This window comes from Pontibacillus yanchengensis Y32 (assembly GCF_000770635.1).
Classification (GTDB): domain Bacteria; phylum Bacillota; class Bacilli; order Bacillales; family BH030062; genus Pontibacillus; species Pontibacillus yanchengensis.
In genome coordinates this window covers 16,892-32,055 of sequence record NZ_AVBF01000045.1, presented here as the reverse complement: position 1 = coordinate 32,055, position 15,164 = coordinate 16,892, and the positions used below count along the sequence as shown (strand labels likewise).

At 36.6% G+C, this 15,164-nt stretch carries 12 protein-coding genes; 8 read left to right on the top strand and 4 right to left on the bottom strand.

Annotation, left to right across the window (positions count from 1 at the left end):
* Nucleotides 1-297 precede the first annotated feature (297 nt).
* Together N782_RS14745 and N782_RS14740 are read left to right on the top strand one after the other, a co-directional pair.
* Nucleotides 298-2,328 carry an alginate lyase family protein gene (locus tag N782_RS14745; RefSeq protein WP_036821710.1) on the top strand — a complete coding sequence of 677 codons (2,031 nt, stop codon included), beginning with the start codon at nucleotides 298-300 and terminating at the stop codon, nucleotides 2,326-2,328.
* 162 nt (nucleotides 2,329-2,490) lie between these two features.
* Complete coding sequence (locus N782_RS14740) at nucleotides 2,491-5,250, top strand: CBM96 family carbohydrate-binding protein (RefSeq protein WP_152600784.1); 2,760 nt, start codon at nucleotides 2,491-2,493, stop codon at nucleotides 5,248-5,250.
* A 146-nt stretch (nucleotides 5,251-5,396) separates the two neighbouring features.
* Here N782_RS14740 and N782_RS20775 read toward each other — a convergent pair whose 3' ends face one another.
* Nucleotides 5,397-6,449, bottom strand: a complete 1,053-nt coding sequence (locus tag N782_RS20775; RefSeq protein WP_052111362.1) for a response regulator transcription factor — start codon at nucleotides 6,447-6,449, stop codon at nucleotides 5,397-5,399.
* 3 nt (nucleotides 6,450-6,452) lie between these two features.
* A complete protein-coding gene (locus N782_RS14730) occupies nucleotides 6,453-8,285 on the bottom strand; it encodes a sensor histidine kinase (protein WP_036821708.1) in 1,833 nt (610 codons plus the stop codon).
* 203 nt (nucleotides 8,286-8,488) lie between these two features.
* Between N782_RS14730 and N782_RS14725 the strand changes: the two genes are divergently transcribed.
* From N782_RS14725 to N782_RS14705, 5 genes are read left to right on the top strand one after another with little or no spacing between them, the layout of a single operon-like run.
* On the top strand, nucleotides 8,489-9,850 hold the full coding sequence (locus N782_RS14725; RefSeq protein WP_036821706.1) for an ABC transporter substrate-binding protein: 1,362 nt from the start codon (nucleotides 8,489-8,491) through the stop codon (nucleotides 9,848-9,850).
* A gap of 36 nt (nucleotides 9,851-9,886) precedes the next feature.
* On the top strand, nucleotides 9,887-10,849 hold the full coding sequence (locus tag N782_RS14720) for a carbohydrate ABC transporter permease (protein ID WP_052111361.1): 963 nt from the start codon (nucleotides 9,887-9,889) through the stop codon (nucleotides 10,847-10,849).
* Between the two features lie 23 nt (nucleotides 10,850-10,872).
* Nucleotides 10,873-11,700, top strand: a complete 828-nt coding sequence (locus tag N782_RS14715) for a carbohydrate ABC transporter permease (RefSeq protein ID WP_036821705.1) — start codon at nucleotides 10,873-10,875, stop codon at nucleotides 11,698-11,700.
* Between the two features lie 49 nt (nucleotides 11,701-11,749).
* Complete coding sequence (locus tag N782_RS14710) at nucleotides 11,750-12,529, top strand: sugar phosphate isomerase/epimerase family protein (protein ID WP_036821704.1); 780 nt, start codon at nucleotides 11,750-11,752, stop codon at nucleotides 12,527-12,529.
* A 4-nt stretch (nucleotides 12,530-12,533) separates the two neighbouring features.
* The gene (locus tag N782_RS14705) at nucleotides 12,534-13,514 is read left to right on the top strand and encodes a Gfo/Idh/MocA family protein (protein ID WP_052111360.1); all 981 of its coding nucleotides are present in this window, start codon (nucleotides 12,534-12,536) and stop codon (nucleotides 13,512-13,514) included.
* A gap of 53 nt (nucleotides 13,515-13,567) precedes the next feature.
* On the opposite strand, the gene N782_RS14700 is transcribed toward N782_RS14705, so the two are convergent.
* A complete protein-coding gene (locus N782_RS14700; protein WP_036821700.1) occupies nucleotides 13,568-14,002 on the bottom strand; it encodes a DMT family transporter in 435 nt (144 codons plus the stop codon).
* 159 nt (nucleotides 14,003-14,161) lie between these two features.
* On the opposite strand from N782_RS14700, the gene N782_RS14695 reads away from it, so the two are divergent.
* Nucleotides 14,162-14,887, top strand: a complete 726-nt coding sequence (locus tag N782_RS14695) for a polyphosphate kinase 2 family protein (RefSeq protein ID WP_036821695.1) — start codon at nucleotides 14,162-14,164, stop codon at nucleotides 14,885-14,887.
* On the opposite strand, the gene N782_RS21995 is transcribed toward N782_RS14695, so the two are convergent.
* Nucleotides 14,874-15,164 (bottom strand): phospholipase, encoded by a 291-nt coding sequence (locus N782_RS21995; protein WP_084103113.1) that lies wholly within the window; start codon nucleotides 15,162-15,164, stop codon nucleotides 14,874-14,876. The two genes, N782_RS14695 and N782_RS21995, sit on opposite strands and share 14 nt — an antisense overlap.

Genomic DNA, 15,164 nt, shown 5'->3' with positions numbered 1-15,164 from the left:
GCCAGCTCGCCCGCAGGACGCGAGTCGTTTCCCACCCATCCCTAACCCTTTTTATATATCGGACCCACTCCCTCCCCAATAATATCTCGAATCCAAGTCTTCCAGATTATGCTTCTTATCTTGAATAAGGCTATTTTATTAGTTGATCCCAAAATCAACACTAAACTTTAAAAGCCAAATAATAAAAAGAAATAGATAGTCGCAATAAAGACATGAAAAAGTCGTATTGATGAAAAGGAAATTCATATACACTAGTATATAAGATACTTCTCTTAACCTGAATGGAGGTTTTCGCATATGAAAATAGGTGTAAATAAATCCGCATTTTTTTACTCTGAATCCTCAAAAGATTACATTAAGGATACGACAACACAGTACTGGGAAGGTGAAGTGAACGAGGTCATTCATCGGGCTAACTTAGCATGTGATAACACGTTCATTTTTACACATAGATGGGATATGGAGCGTTGTGAAACACCCATTTCTTTTTCTAATTCAATCGATTGGACATATCAATATAAGGGTGACTTTGAATGGACTGTCAATTTAAATCGGGCTAGATTCATGGCTGAATTAGGTCAATCCTATTGGTTAACAGAAGATGAAAAGTACGTAACTGCGTTTATCCGGTTAATGAACGACTGGTTAGAGCAGAATCCACTAACAGAAAACGAAGTACATGAAAGTAAAGACAGAAAATATAATGTAAAAGATACATGGCGGAAGTTAGATAGTGGTATAAGGATTACGAATTGGATAAAAGGATACTATTGTGTGAAAGTGTCAAAGCAATGGGGGGCAAAGGAAGAGAAAATCTTTCAACATGCTTTAGCGTTGCATGGGATGTACCTACATATTGCATATCTTCCACATGATCAGCAGAGTAATTGGGGATTTCTTGAAACCAATGGTCTATTTCAGATAGCTATGCTATTTCCTCATCTAGAATACGCTGATAAATGGTTAGAATCATCCATTACAAGATTAGAGAATATGTGTAAACTCCAGGTATTTGAAGATGGCATGCATAATGAACAAAGTCCCATGTATCATCATGAAGTTCTTCATTGCTTGTTTGAATGTGTATTGCTAGCTAAGAAGAATAATTTTCCCTTACCTTCTTCATTAGAGAGCTCCCTTGAAAAGTTATTTACTGCCTCGCTAGCATTTGTTAAACCAAATGGTCATCAACCGATGATTAGTGATAGTGATCATACGGATATCCGTGATGTACTAACTCGAGGAGCGGTTTTATTTGAGAATGGTGCGTTTAAGCATCAAGGGTATTCTAGATTGGACTTTGAAGGAATATGGTATTTTGGAAAAGAAGGATTCAATTTATATGAACAATTAAATGCTATAGAACCTTCCTTTTGTTCCACTCATTTTGAGCAAGCAGGGTATTCTATCATGAGAAGCTCATGGCAATCTGATGCTCACTATGTTTTGTTCGATGGGGGACATATGGACATTATTCGGGCTCATGGTCATGACGATTTTCTCCATTTTGACTTATGTTCAAACGAGGCGGATTTTTTAATAGATACTGGTAGATACACGTATATGGAAAATGATGAACGAAGATATTTTAAAGAATCCACTCAACACAATACGATTAGCGTAGATAATCAAACGATTTCTACTTATGTAGATTCATGGACATGGGAGAATGTAGCCCAACCTGTGGATCGTTATTGGAAATCTACAGATAAGGTGGACTATGTTCAATCTTCGCATAATGGTTACATGCAACTAGAAAGCCCAGTCGAGGTTAAGCGTCAATTAATGTTTATCAAACCTTATTATTGGATTCTAGTGGACACATGTACTTCTAATGATTCTCATGAATATAAACAACATTTTCATTTTAGTGAGGATAATGAGATTGATATTGAAAAAGATGGGATAATTCATGCAAATGCTAAAAATGGTGCTGGACTTACGATGATTCCACTTCATTCAGGGATAGTCTCACAAGAGTCATGTTGGATTTCAAGAGATTATAATCACAAAAGTAAGTCTACTAAAATCACTTGCTCTCAAGAAGGAGAAGGGGTCGTTAAATTTATAACTGCAATTGTTCCCCATTCAACCATGGAAAAAGCGCCATTTAGGGTAAAAGAAATAGATGTGTTCGACACTAGGGATCAATTGTTCTCAAAACAAGCTGTTACAGCAGTTGAAGTGACAAGAGGGTTGGAAAAAGAGATACTATTGTTTTCACACGAGGGACCTAATAGCTTTCAATTTGGTGGAAGCCATATGACAGGAGAAGTTCTTTTTTCAAGAAAACCCCCTCACTCACATGAAGACGTTATTAAGGTTTAAAAATTTAAAAAAAGACATATAAAGGACAGCATGATAGTTACTCTATATTAATAGAATCATCACTAAGGTGGTGATTCTTTTTTCGTTCCCAAAATCGAACGCGTGCTATTAAGTAAATATCGTTACTTGATCATCTCATAATAAAGGAAGGTGATAAGGAGAATGGATTACACAAAACATACAGGCAAATTTGTGTTGACGCTCATTATACTTTTTATTTCAACTTTCTTTTTCTGTATGACAAAAGTAGAAGCATCTGGGGATTTATCTATCGACTCTCATCAAGATGGTGTCACATTTGATGGGGGAACAGTAAGGGTATATGGTTCCTATACGAATGTATCCAATATACACTTACTTATTAATGGTTCAACAAAACGACCAGTCGTGAATTCTGGTGACGGACATTGGTATTATGACCTGGATACCTCCACATATAATGGGGCTATTGAATTACTTGCAACAGGAACAGACCTAGAAACAAGATATACCATTTGGTCAAACATACTAAATGGCTCTGTAAGCAATCCTTCCGCAGATATCCCAGTAGTTACTATCATTAGTCCTAATGATGGCGCACAATTGCTATACAAAAAAACAAAGGTAAAACTGTCCGTAGAAGCTGAGAATGAACTAGAGTCGGTGGAAATCAGGGTTAATGGGAGTGAATGGATAAAAACAAAATCTAAGCATGATGGGTATGAATATAAATGGGAGATACATCAAGATAATCAAACCTATAGTTTAGAAGCTAGAGCAATTGATTCGGAAGGAAATGTTGGCTATAGTACGACGACTTATGTAGATTTCGGGGAAGGAACACAGGAATCAACTGAGTTTATTAAGCAGGATAGAGCTATGTGGATTTGGGAAAACGCATCCTACAACTTACTTTATAACGAAGGATCACGACAGGTTTTAGATGCTATGGCAAAAGATACAAATACGTTCGGACAGGATAAGATCACCACAATATATTTAGGTGTCGATCGTTACTTCGGAGTTGATATGTTAGAAGACGAGAGGGAGCGAGTTCGCAATCTTGTAAGCTGGGCTCATGATAATGGATATAAAGTTCATGCATTGATAGCAGGAGGCACAACACCTCCCTATTTTGGAGCATATGAACGCTATCATGATATAGCCATTCGAGAATTTGAAAACATTTTGAACTATAATCTTTCCTCAAAAGATACTGAAAAATTTGATGGCGTCAATATTGATATTGAACCATATATAGCCCCTGAATTCAAAACAGATAAACCCTCTTTACAACTTCAATATTTAGATCTCTTACAAACATTCATGGATAGGAAAGAAGTAGCTGGCTCGGGTCTATTTGTGGGTGCTGCCATTCCAAGGTGGTATGATAGTTCACCAAATGCAGAAGCCATTACTTGGGGGAAAACGAATGAAACAAAAGAAACAAAATGGTTATCACAGCATATTCAAGATATTGTCGATTATATTTCGATAATGGACTATCGTGATACGGCAGATGGTTCAGCGGGTATTATTGCTCAAGCACAAGGAGAAATCGATTATGCCAATGAGATCGGAAAGCCTAATTCAGTTGTCATAGGAGTCGAGACGAAAGATATAGCAGATGGCGGTGATCCTGAAGTAATTAGTTTTCGAGAAGAAGGGCGAACGTACATGGAAGCTGAGTTGGACAAAGTTGAAAGCGCTTTCTCGGAGGTCGGATCATACGGAGGTATTGCACTGCATCATTATGATACTATTCGCTATTTACCATCTGAATGGAGTCCTGATGCTGTTTATTGGAAACCACCTGAAGATTCCATCTCGCCCTCCTCAGTCTCTTCTGGACCTATAGCTTCACCTTTAGATTACCAGAGTATCTATATTTCCTACGGAAGAGCTTACGATAATCAAGAAGTAGAAGAGTATTATTTTTATCGAAGTACATCACCAGTTTTTGAAGCGAATGAATCCAATTTAGTTGGTTCTTCTAGAAGGCTTGATTATACGGATACAGGATTATTAGCTAATACAACGTATTACTATAAAATTGCTGCCGTTGATGTGAGTGGAAATATTGGTCCTGTATCAAGTATTACATCAGCTACAACAAGTGAATCCGACCTAAAGCCCCTTATCATCAAAAATGCAAGCATACAATATGACGGTAGTAAAGGAATTGTATCTCTACAAGTAGTCAGCAAGGACACATTAGAAGGAGTTATAAGTAATATAGGAGGACGTTTTACTAAGTTAAGTGGTTTATATAAAAGTACAGAAACGGATGCTAAAGGTTACACTACTTTTTCATCTGAGAATCTTCCAAATGAGAAAGGTCAATTAGGTTTTAAAGTAAATAGAATTTTCTCGGAAGGGTATTATTGGGCTTCAGCATATGATGAATATAATCAGCTAACAACAGAATGGGCGAAGAGTACCGTTAAAGTGCAAGAAGATGCACATGTGCGAAGTGGCACATATGGAAATGAGAACTATGGATCAGCACCGCTTTTAGAAATAAAAGATGTTTTGGATACAAAATCTATTCAATATGACCGAAACACATATCTTAAGTTTGATCTTTCATCCGTTCAACTATCTAAAGTATTAAAGGGTGTCCTACATGTTTACGTGAATTCTGGAGTAACCGACGCTAATGTGTCAAGAGTACCCATGACGATTACTGGCATTACTGATGATGGGTGGAGTGAAGATACAATCACATGGGATACAGTTCCATCTAATCAAGAATCTACGTTAATTGGGGAAGTGGATATCGTATCTAAGGGATGGTATAGCATAGATATAACGGATTATGTGAATAGTGAGATGGATGATAGAACAATTACCATACTGTTAACAGACCAAGATGCTACTGACCGAACTATTAGTATTCAAAGTAAGGAAAACGCCTATTCAGCCTATCTAGATATTTACTAACAGTGGACCCAAAAGGTATAGATCAAATTGAGCATCTCTAAATTTCATGAAAAAAACGCATTGGAGTGTAAAATTAAAAACACCCATGCGTTTCTTTCTTTTTGTTACTGGTTATTATTAGAGATGCACTATTGCTTCATAGAATTCTAAAATCCAATCCGCTTACGATATTGGGTGGGGGTTAACCCAGTGGATTTTTTAAAGGTTTTCGTGAAGTGAGGATAATCCCCATATCCAATAGCTTCTGCAATCTCATACGTCTTATATATAGGGTTATGCAGCAGGTCTTTGGCTTTGTCCATTCGTTTCTTTGTGAGGTACTGCTTAAAACTGATTCCCATTTCTTGTTTAAACTCCATGCTGAAGTAGGAGGGAGACATGTCAACTAGATTCGATACTTCTTGCAAGGATACATTAGCTTTAGTGAAGTGTTCTTCTAAATATGAAACAGCAGTTAATATGTTTTTTCGATGTCCGAAATTTCTCTTACCTTTTATCGTATGGATAATTGATTCACAAAGAGTAATCATAAACTCTCTCATGTTCTCTTGTTTATCGGGTAATGTTGTCTCATCTATATAAGAGAGGTCACTCATTCGCTCGGCTTGGTTTCTTAGTTCACCTTTCATGTACGTAATTAAGTCTGTATATAGCCGCTTCATAGTTTGATTTTCTACTTGCTTGTTTAATAAATTCTGATGTATTTCCTCCATTTTAGTACGTACATGTTGGTCTTCTAATAACCATATATGATTAACGAGTTCTTCAGCGAATACTTTTACATTCCAAAGCCATTCACTTCGTTCTTTGGAAGCTTTATCTTTCATTTCGAGCTGGTGATGTACTTTCTGTAGTGATGCTAAAAATTGATTTGGTTTGATTGGTTTTAAAAGAAAATCAACTACTCCATAACGAAGGGCCGTTTGGGCATATTCAAACTCATCGTAGCCAGATACAACGATAAATTGGGTGTGTTCGTTGTTCTCTTTTACCTTTTGTATAAAAGAAAGGCCATTCATTTTCGGCATACGAATATCCGTTATGACTAGATCTGGAGAAAGGTCTGTACATAGTTGAAGTGCATCTTCGCCATCTATTGCTTCACCGACTACTTCAAAACCTGTTTGATGCTTTAGAATTAACGCATGAATACTACGCTTGATAAGCTTTTCATCATCAACTGTTATAACCTTATACATCTTCTATGCCTCCTTTTTTTGTTCTTCTATTGCAAAAGGTAAACGAACTTCTATCACAGTCCCCATCTCATCAGACTTTTGTATAGATAAGCCGTAAGGAGAACCAAATTGAGTGGACAAACGTTTATGAACATTCATTAACCCTATTCGTTTGGTTGTTTTTTGGCCTTCAGGTGGATCAGCATTATGTGTGAACGCATAGTTGTATGTTTCGATGGTATCTGGCGACATGCCTTTTCCTAAATCAACAACAAAAACTTGATAATAACAAGTCGTTTTCTTTCCATATATACCAATAAATTCAGGGGCTAATTGATGTTCTTCATAACCATGAATAAATGCATTTTCTATAATAGGCTGAAGGGTTATCCGTGTAGTTATAACTTCTTGTAAGTCAGCATTTTTTAAATCATAGATGACATGAAGCTTCTCGAACCGTTGTTGTTGTATTTGTAAATAGGCTTTTATTTGGTCCATTTCTTCTTGAAGCGTTACAACTTTTTTTGTATTACTTACATTATATCGGAACATATCTGCAAGAGAGGTTGTCATGTTACTAATGATTGGTTGATTTTCAATAATCGCATAGGAGTTAATAATTTCTAACGTGTTATATAAAAAGTGAGGATTGATTTGTGATTGCATAGCTTGCAATTCAGATTCGCGAGTTTTTAATTCCAATTCCTTCTCTTTTAATTTTGCAAGATGGACTTGTTCTATCAATCGATCAAGTTCTGTTGTCATGGTATAAAAGCTATTATAAAGATCGCTCACTTCATCATTTTGATAGAGTGGGAAGGGTTTTTTTCGTTCGAGGTTCAGATTACCAGATTCAGCACTTTTCATTAACTTCTGTAAATTCTCTAATGAATACGTTAAGGAGAAAGAAAAACCACCAACAAAAAATAATGCTGCTCCTATAAGAATTAATCCCACCCATATTGTAGAATTACGAAGCTCGATTAAGTTCCCCATTATTCTGTCCATCGGTACACTGGCGATGAGTCCCCAATTTAATTCAGTATTTGGAAAATCCTCACCGACTAATAATGTATTCTCTTTATTTTCTCTTTGCACGGAAATATTTGATTGGAAGGTTGATATAGGTATAGACGTTGTTTCTAACAACTCTTCATTAGAATGATACATAATCTTGTCGTTTTCGTTAACAATCCATACATTATTAAAATGGCTAAGAGTTATCTCATTAATAATTTTGGCTAGTTGATTCAACTGTAAATGAATGATTAGTAATCCAGTTGTCTCATAGGTTCTTTTATCATACAGTTTTCTGACAATTGGTATAACAGGAGTATTCTGTATCTCTTCAACATCTAACACTTCATAGGTATCAAATGTATCTACTTTTCTCCATAGTTCGTTATTTCTAGAACGAATTTTATCCATATCTAAAAACCTGCTTACCTGGCTATAATTATTTACTTGCATGACGTTTTTATTTATAAGTGATATTCCAAATATATCCGATCGACCATTAAGTATGGATGCAAAAGCTTCTTCTTGTATTTGTTTCGAGAGTTGAAATGTTGTGAATTTATCTTTAGGTTGAGGCTTTAAGGCTACATATTCTTGAACTTGTTGGTTTGTTTGGAAGGGAGCAGTAGCTTTTTCAAGATCTTCTAAATAGAAATTTAGATATTGATTGGTTTGGCTTAATAGGTGTTGGCTATATTGAATAGCGTTTTGTTCAAGGGAGGATGTGGTTTTTTCATACCAAAAATATCCGAATAAAATCAAGGGAGCACATACAAAAAAAAGAATAACAAAAAATAGCTTGGACTTTATGGACGTACGTTTACGAAATGGGATATCCATTTGAATCCCCCTTTTATACGACATTTAGTTGGCATGATCGATAGGATTAAATTAATTAGCAGGTTTCACTTACAGAAAATTCTTTATTTTCATTTTATTGAAAAAAACACAAACAATCAAATGAATTTACATTCTCTTTTGAAATAAAACAGATTAATATTATTACTGAAAGCGTTATCAATAAACAAAGGGGGAATTATTTCATGTCTAAGGTAAGATGGTCACGGTACGTTTTGTATATGTTTGCTTTATTCGCTTTAGTGCTATCAGCTTGTTCCAACCAAACAGAAGGAGAGGCTGAACAAGATGGAGACAATGATTCAACTAGTGAAGAGCAAGTTGAAATTACGTTAGGTTTTTATTCTTCTGGTAGTGCTGATCAAAAAATGGAAGAGCTAATTAACAAATTCGAAGAAGCACATCCCAACATAAAAGTAACAACCCAGAACGCTCCTTATTCTCAATTCTTCCAAAAATTAGATACACAAATAGCAGGTGGTACCGCTCCTGATGTTTGGTTATCAGATGGTGTATTTGTTCAAAAGTATGCAGAGCGTGGAGCCGCAAAGGATTTAACAGAATGGATCAATAAAGACTTAAACAAAGAAGAATATTTTGGCTTAGACTTCAACAAAGATAGTGATGGAAAGTATTGGGCTGTCCCTCAAGGAATTCAAATCGGTGCTCTCTTTTATAATAAAGATATGTTTGATCAAGCAGGCGTAGACTACCCCGATGATAATTGGACGTGGGACGATTTAAAGGAAGCGGGAGCCAAACTAACATTAGATGCTAATGATAATAATGCAAATGCATCTTCATTTGATACAAGTACAGTGAAACAGTTTGGTCTCACGTTCTTTAATATAACAGAAGGCTGGATGCCGGTATTGAAATCATATGGTGGTGGTGTACTTGATGATGAGTTAAAGAATTCCATTGTTGACTCTCCTGAAAATAAAGAGGCAATGAACTGGATTGTGGATGGGATGGAGAGAGGTATACTAACTGACCCAGCTGATCTTCAAGCTTTCCAAAGTCCAATGTCTCCTTTTCCGAGCGAAACAGCTGCGATGAGAATTGGAATTTACGCTCGAGTGTTAGCAGCAAATGAAACAGGTGTGAACTATGATGTAACCGTTCTGCCAAAAGGACCTAGCGGAGAGCGTTTCTCCCCAGTTATTGCAAACTCTTGGATTATCAGTGAAAGTGCTTCTGATGCGAAAGCACAAGCTGCTTGGGAATGGATTAAGTATTGGGTAACAGAAGATGAAGTTCAAAAAGAATGGGCGGAATTAGGAGAAGCAGTACCAGTTAAAAAGTCTGTAGCTAACTCAGATTTATTTATAGGCTCTGGTGAAAAACCTGAGAATAAGCAGGCTTTCTTAGACAGTTTTGACTTTGCCGGTACGCTTGATGTAAATGCTGTATGGTCTGAATGGGTGAAAGTATTTGGAGATAACGTAAATCGTGCCTTCTTAGGTGAAACGAGTGTTGATGAGGCCTTAGAAGAAGCGGACCAAGAAGTTCAGAAGGTGCTTGATGAATTTTATAACAATCAATAATGCTAGATAAATAGATATAGAAAGTGTGTGGCAATTATGGCGAATCCTTCAAAAATCGAACATAACAAGCCAACCCAAGTAACAGAACCTAAAAACAAGAAAAGGTTAACTCATGAGGGGAAATGGGGATTGATTATGATTTCCCCTTATCTTATTCACTTTGTCGTATTTATAGCATTTACTTTGATTGCATCTTTTTACTTCAGTCTCTCTAAATACGATATGCTGAATGCTCCAGAATTTATCGGTATTGGAAATTACACTAAGCTGGTCAATGATCAAGTGTTTTGGCAAGCATTAGGGAATACCGTTTATTTCACCGTATTATTTGTACCAGCCCAAACAATTCTAGCTTTAATTTTAGCTGTTGCACTGAATCAACAGCTAAAGGGATTGAAGTTGTTTAGAATGGCTCATTTTATTCCTGTAATTTCTTCCTGGACAGTTGTTCTATATGTAGCGGATGCTATTTTTAATCCTCGATTTGGTCTAGCCAATACGATTCTTTCTAAAATAGGAATGTCTCAGCAGCAATGGCTGAATGATGAAATGTTAGTGATTCCTGTATTAGTCGTTGTTGCAGTATGGAAAGGGATTGGCTATATGATGGTTATCTTTTTAGCAGGGCTTCAAAATGTTCCAGAGGATCTCTACGAAGCAGCTGAAATAGAAGGTGCCGGTGTTCTCAAGAAATTTCGTCATGTAACCATTCCGTTGATCTCAGGGACTACGTTTCTAGTATTAGTGCTAAGTACGATTACAACTTTTCAGGCATTTGAACAAATCTATGTTATGACCGGGAATGGGGGGGACATAACTGCTGCTGGAGGACCTAATAATTCCAGTATGGTACTCATGTTGTATTTATTCCAACAAGGATTTGCTTTCTTGAAAATGGGGTACGCTTCTGCCATTGCATGGGTATTATTCATCATCCTATTTATTATCACATTGATTCAAGTGAAGCTTCAAAACAAGTGGGTTCACTATGAAAAATAGTGTAATCAGTAGAGGTGTTCTATATGAGAAATCCAAATAAAAAGAGAAGGATTGTAAGCTATCTCATCATTATTATAAGCTCATGTATAATGCTTACTCCTTTTATAACTGCTGCACTGAATTCATTAAAATCCTATAAACAGTACACAGCCATACCTGTAGAGTGGATTCCTAACCCGTTTCAGTGGCAAAACTATGTAGAAGTATGGAAAATGACCGATCTTGGAACATATGGAGTGAATAGCTTAATTGTAACAGTTCTTTCTGTTGCTGGAGCATTACTTTCCTGTTCTATGGTAGCTTATGCTTTTGCCAGATTAGAATTCCCATTTAAGAATTCTCTATTTATTATGGTGCTAGGTACGCTAATGATTCCACCTGTCGTCATGATAATTCCGCAATTCATTATTTTTAAACACATGGGATTCCTGGACACGCTTGTGCCACTATGGATTTTGGAGTGGCTTGCCCAGCCATTTGGAATCTTTTTAATGCGACAGGCTTTTCTATCTATTCCTAAAGAATATGAAGAAGCTGCCAAGTTAGATGGGTGCAGTCCATTTCAAACATATTGGCGGATATTCCTTCCTATGTGTAAACCCCAATTAGCAACACTAACCATCTTTACATTTATGACAAAGTGGAATGAAATCATGGCACCTGTTATTTATCTATCATCAGAAGAGAAATTCACTCTACCTATCGGTGTATTGTCCTTACAAGGAGCGTGGTTTGGAAAAGAACAGTATTTGATTGCTGCAGCGTTAATGACACTAATACCAATCTTGATTGTGTTTCTGTTTACGGAAAAATTCTTTGTCAAAGGTGCAAGTTCTTCTGGGTTAAAGTAGAAAACCGGGAGGCTTGCCTCTTTCTGTTGAATCGGGAGGGAGAATTTTCATGACAAATGTGTTGATTAATACTGTGTTGTTAGAAAAAAATAGATGGAGCGAAGCTAGAAATCCTTCCTTAGAAGTTAGTGAGTGGTTATCTCGCTTTCATGTCGATGGATTTACTGGTATCGAGTTATGGGAAAACCATGTACTAAAAGCTTCTAATCTAGAAATCAAGAGATTAGAACAAAGGACGCTCCCTATTCAGGTGTATAACTCCTATGTACGTTTTGATGACGGTTTTGAAACAGAAAGATTACGAGCAGCCAAAATGATTCAATTGTTACAACCTCAATCTGTGAAATATAATCTAGGACATAATACAAGGGAGAAAGACACGTATCTAAAAAACCTTGAATACTGGGCAAGTCAACTACCTAGTGAATGCCAATTACTGTGTGAATGTCATCCTGGTACAATCATGGAAGATCCAAGAATGGCAAAAGAGATATTTACTGATTTAAACAATAGTAAATATAAAGCAATCATTCATCCTTTTCATAAAAATACAGATCTTCAAGCATGGTTTGATTATATCGGAGATAAAATTAGCCACGCTCATGTCAGTGTATTTGATAATGGAACCTTCTTCACTTTAGAAGAACGTTCTCCATTTGTAAGAAATCGATTTGATCAGTTGAAGCGAAATGGATATAATGGCTCCTATTCTATTGAGTTCACGTCTGGCGTTGCAACTGAACGAGAATCAATGGAACTAGTTTACCAAAATGCTGTACAAGATAAAGAGTTTCTCATTAAATTACACAATGTAGGACAAAGGAGTTAAAGCAGTGATATATACAGTATGTATTATTGGTGCAGGGAGCATTGCTCAGGAGCATTTAGAAGCGTTAAAAAACTTAGAAGAGGTAAGAGCCATTGCCATAGCTGATCTAGAATCTGATAAAGTCCAGCGTGCGAGTTCATTATTTCATATAAATGGATATACCGATTATAAAGAGATGATTAAGCAAGAATGTCCTGACATTACTATTATTACACTACCTCATTTTTTGCATAAAGAAGCTGCAGTGTTCTGCGCAGAGCAAAAGAGTCATATATTACTTGAAAAACCTATGGCTCTTACCGTTTGGGAATGCAAAGAAATCATCAAAGCAACAGAAAAAAATGGTGTTACGTTAATGGTAGGTCATACTCAGCACTATTTTATTGAAAATATAGTAGCAAGAAAAATCATTCAATCTAGAGAACTTGGTGAGTTGGTTCAGATAAATGAATCGAGACACATGCATTATTTTACTCCTGAAAGGCCTAATTGGTTCTTGGAGAAAGAGAAAGCGGGTGGGGGAGTCATGATGAATTTAGGTGCCCACTCTGTTGATAAAATCCAATGGATGACAGACTCTTATATTAGCACTGTTCGCGCAACATTAACTTATCATTCCAAGTATGATGTAGATGCAAGTGCATTAGTATGGGCTGAAACATCGACTAACATTCCAATTACAATTTCAATATCAGGATATAAAGGTGCCAGGCAACATGTCACTGAACTAATTTTCAAAAATGGCATGGTGAAAGTAGAAGTTGGGAAAGGAGTATGGATCGCAAAAGATGACCATTATGAAACATATCCTTTACCAGAACAACCACCTGTTTTTCAAGGACAAATACTAGACTTAGTAGAAGCGGTAAAAGGAAAGCAAGAATTGGAGTTAGATGGAGAATATGGTGCTTCCATTGTGCAAGTGCTAGAGTCGATATACCAATCTGATGCTCATAAACAACCTATCCAAGTAAAAAACCAATAGAATCAGTAGAGGATTCCATTGGTTTTTGTATGTAAAATTAAAACGAAGGATAATTAACGCTTTGTATATAATAGAATAGCTACGATCATTAATCCCATCCCAGCAATTCGTTGCCAATCAAGGGGGATTTGTTTCATTCCAAGCCATCCGAAATGATCGATTAAAGAGCTCGTTAGTAGTTGAGCCGTGATTAGAGTGAAGATAGCAGCTCCAACCCCAACTCTAGGTACTGCTAATACCATCGTACTTACATAAAAAGCTCCTAGAAGCCCACCAAGTAGTTGCCATTTTGGAACTTGAAACACTTGTAGAAGGTTACCTTTTCCAAAGAACAACATTACCAAGAACAATGCTACAGTACCAACAAGAAAGGAAACAAAGGCTCCCTCGAACACACCTACTTTTTGACCTAGTCCACCATTAACAGAGGACTGGACTGATACGGCAATACCTCCAATAAATATGAGAAGCATCATAACCCATTGCATGTATAGATCCTCCTATCTAGTTTTCTATCGTTTTAGATATATGCTTGTATAACATAACGTATTTTTAAGGAAAAGTGTGGTAAAATGCTTGGAACGGATTACTTAGAATCTTTTAATTGATTTGGAGTAATAATTGTTAGATAGAAGGAGGAATGAAAGATGTTGGAGAATATTGACCTCACATTAAAAATCAGTGATAAAAAACAATATAAAAGGGATCTAAAACAATCCCAACTGGAATTACTTAAACTACAAAGGTCATTGATTGATAACCAAGTAGGTTGTTTGATTGTATGTGAGGGATGGGATGCTTCGGGGAAAGGAGGGGCAATAAAAAGATTGACTAGTGGTCTTGATCCCCGTGGATTCGACGTTCATTCCATTGGTGCTCCTTCTATTAATGAGAAAAGACATCACTATTTAAAACGGTTTTGGACTAAAGTACCTCCTTATGGGAAAATCACTATCTTTGATCGCTCCTGGTATGGTCGTGTCTTGGTTGAAAGAGTAGAGAATCTGGCTACATCAGCTGAATGGTCCAGAGCTTTTGAAGAAATAAATCAATTTGAAAATATGCTTACAGAAGACCGATACGTTGTGGTTAAGCTTTGGTTTCATATCTCGAAAAATGAGCAACTTAGACGATTTCATGAACGAGCAGCAGATCCACTCAAACAGTGGAAGCTAACAGATGAAGACTGGAGAAATCGTGCTAAATGGGATGACTATGAAATGGCTGTTGAAGACATGCTTAACCATACCTCTACTCAAGCAAGTCCTTGGCATGTGATTGAAGGGGAAGACAAATTTCATGCACGTGTGAAAACGAATCAAGTGGTAATAAGAGCAATTAAAGATAAAATGGCACTTCTTAGTAACACTTGAATAAAGTTTGTACCTTCATATAACTGTATATTATCCGTGCATGTTCTCCTTCTTTTGAGGAAAGCTCTCTAAGCCTCTCTAATTTCCCTAAAAATTCAACATCGCAATCACATGTATGGCCATTGGAGCGGTAACAAAGATCATGTGCTCGACATGCAGCGTCTAAAGCATTAATTGGACCATCTGGACCGCTACATCCAGGTCCACACCAATTATATCCAGGGAATACACATAATCTAGGTTTAATTGGAGGGCGATAAGGTTTCCTTCTTTTCAA

Excerpts from the sequence above, each read along its gene's own strand:
- N782_RS20775 (WP_052111362.1), bottom strand. The coding sequence starts at position 6,449 with ATGTATAAGGTTATAACAGTTGATGATGAAAAGCTTATCAAGCGTAGT.
- N782_RS14695 (WP_036821695.1), top strand. The coding sequence starts at position 14,162 with ATGTTGGAGAATATTGACCTCACATTAAAAATCAGTGATAAAAAACAA.
- N782_RS14740 (WP_152600784.1), top strand. The coding sequence starts at position 2,491 with ATGGATTACACAAAACATACAGGCAAATTTGTGTTGACGCTCATTATA.
- N782_RS14715 (WP_036821705.1), top strand. The coding sequence starts at position 10,873 with ATGAGAAATCCAAATAAAAAGAGAAGGATTGTAAGCTATCTCATCATT.
- N782_RS14745 (WP_036821710.1), top strand. The coding sequence starts at position 298 with ATGAAAATAGGTGTAAATAAATCCGCATTTTTTTACTCTGAATCCTCA.
- N782_RS14730 (WP_036821708.1), bottom strand. The coding sequence starts at position 8,285 with ATGGATATCCCATTTCGTAAACGTACGTCCATAAAGTCCAAGCTATTT.
- N782_RS14710 (WP_036821704.1), top strand. The coding sequence starts at position 11,750 with ATGACAAATGTGTTGATTAATACTGTGTTGTTAGAAAAAAATAGATGG.
- N782_RS14720 (WP_052111361.1), top strand. The coding sequence starts at position 9,887 with ATGGCGAATCCTTCAAAAATCGAACATAACAAGCCAACCCAAGTAACA.
- N782_RS14725 (WP_036821706.1), top strand. The coding sequence starts at position 8,489 with ATGTCTAAGGTAAGATGGTCACGGTACGTTTTGTATATGTTTGCTTTA.
- N782_RS14700 (WP_036821700.1), bottom strand. The coding sequence starts at position 14,002 with ATGCAATGGGTTATGATGCTTCTCATATTTATTGGAGGTATTGCCGTA.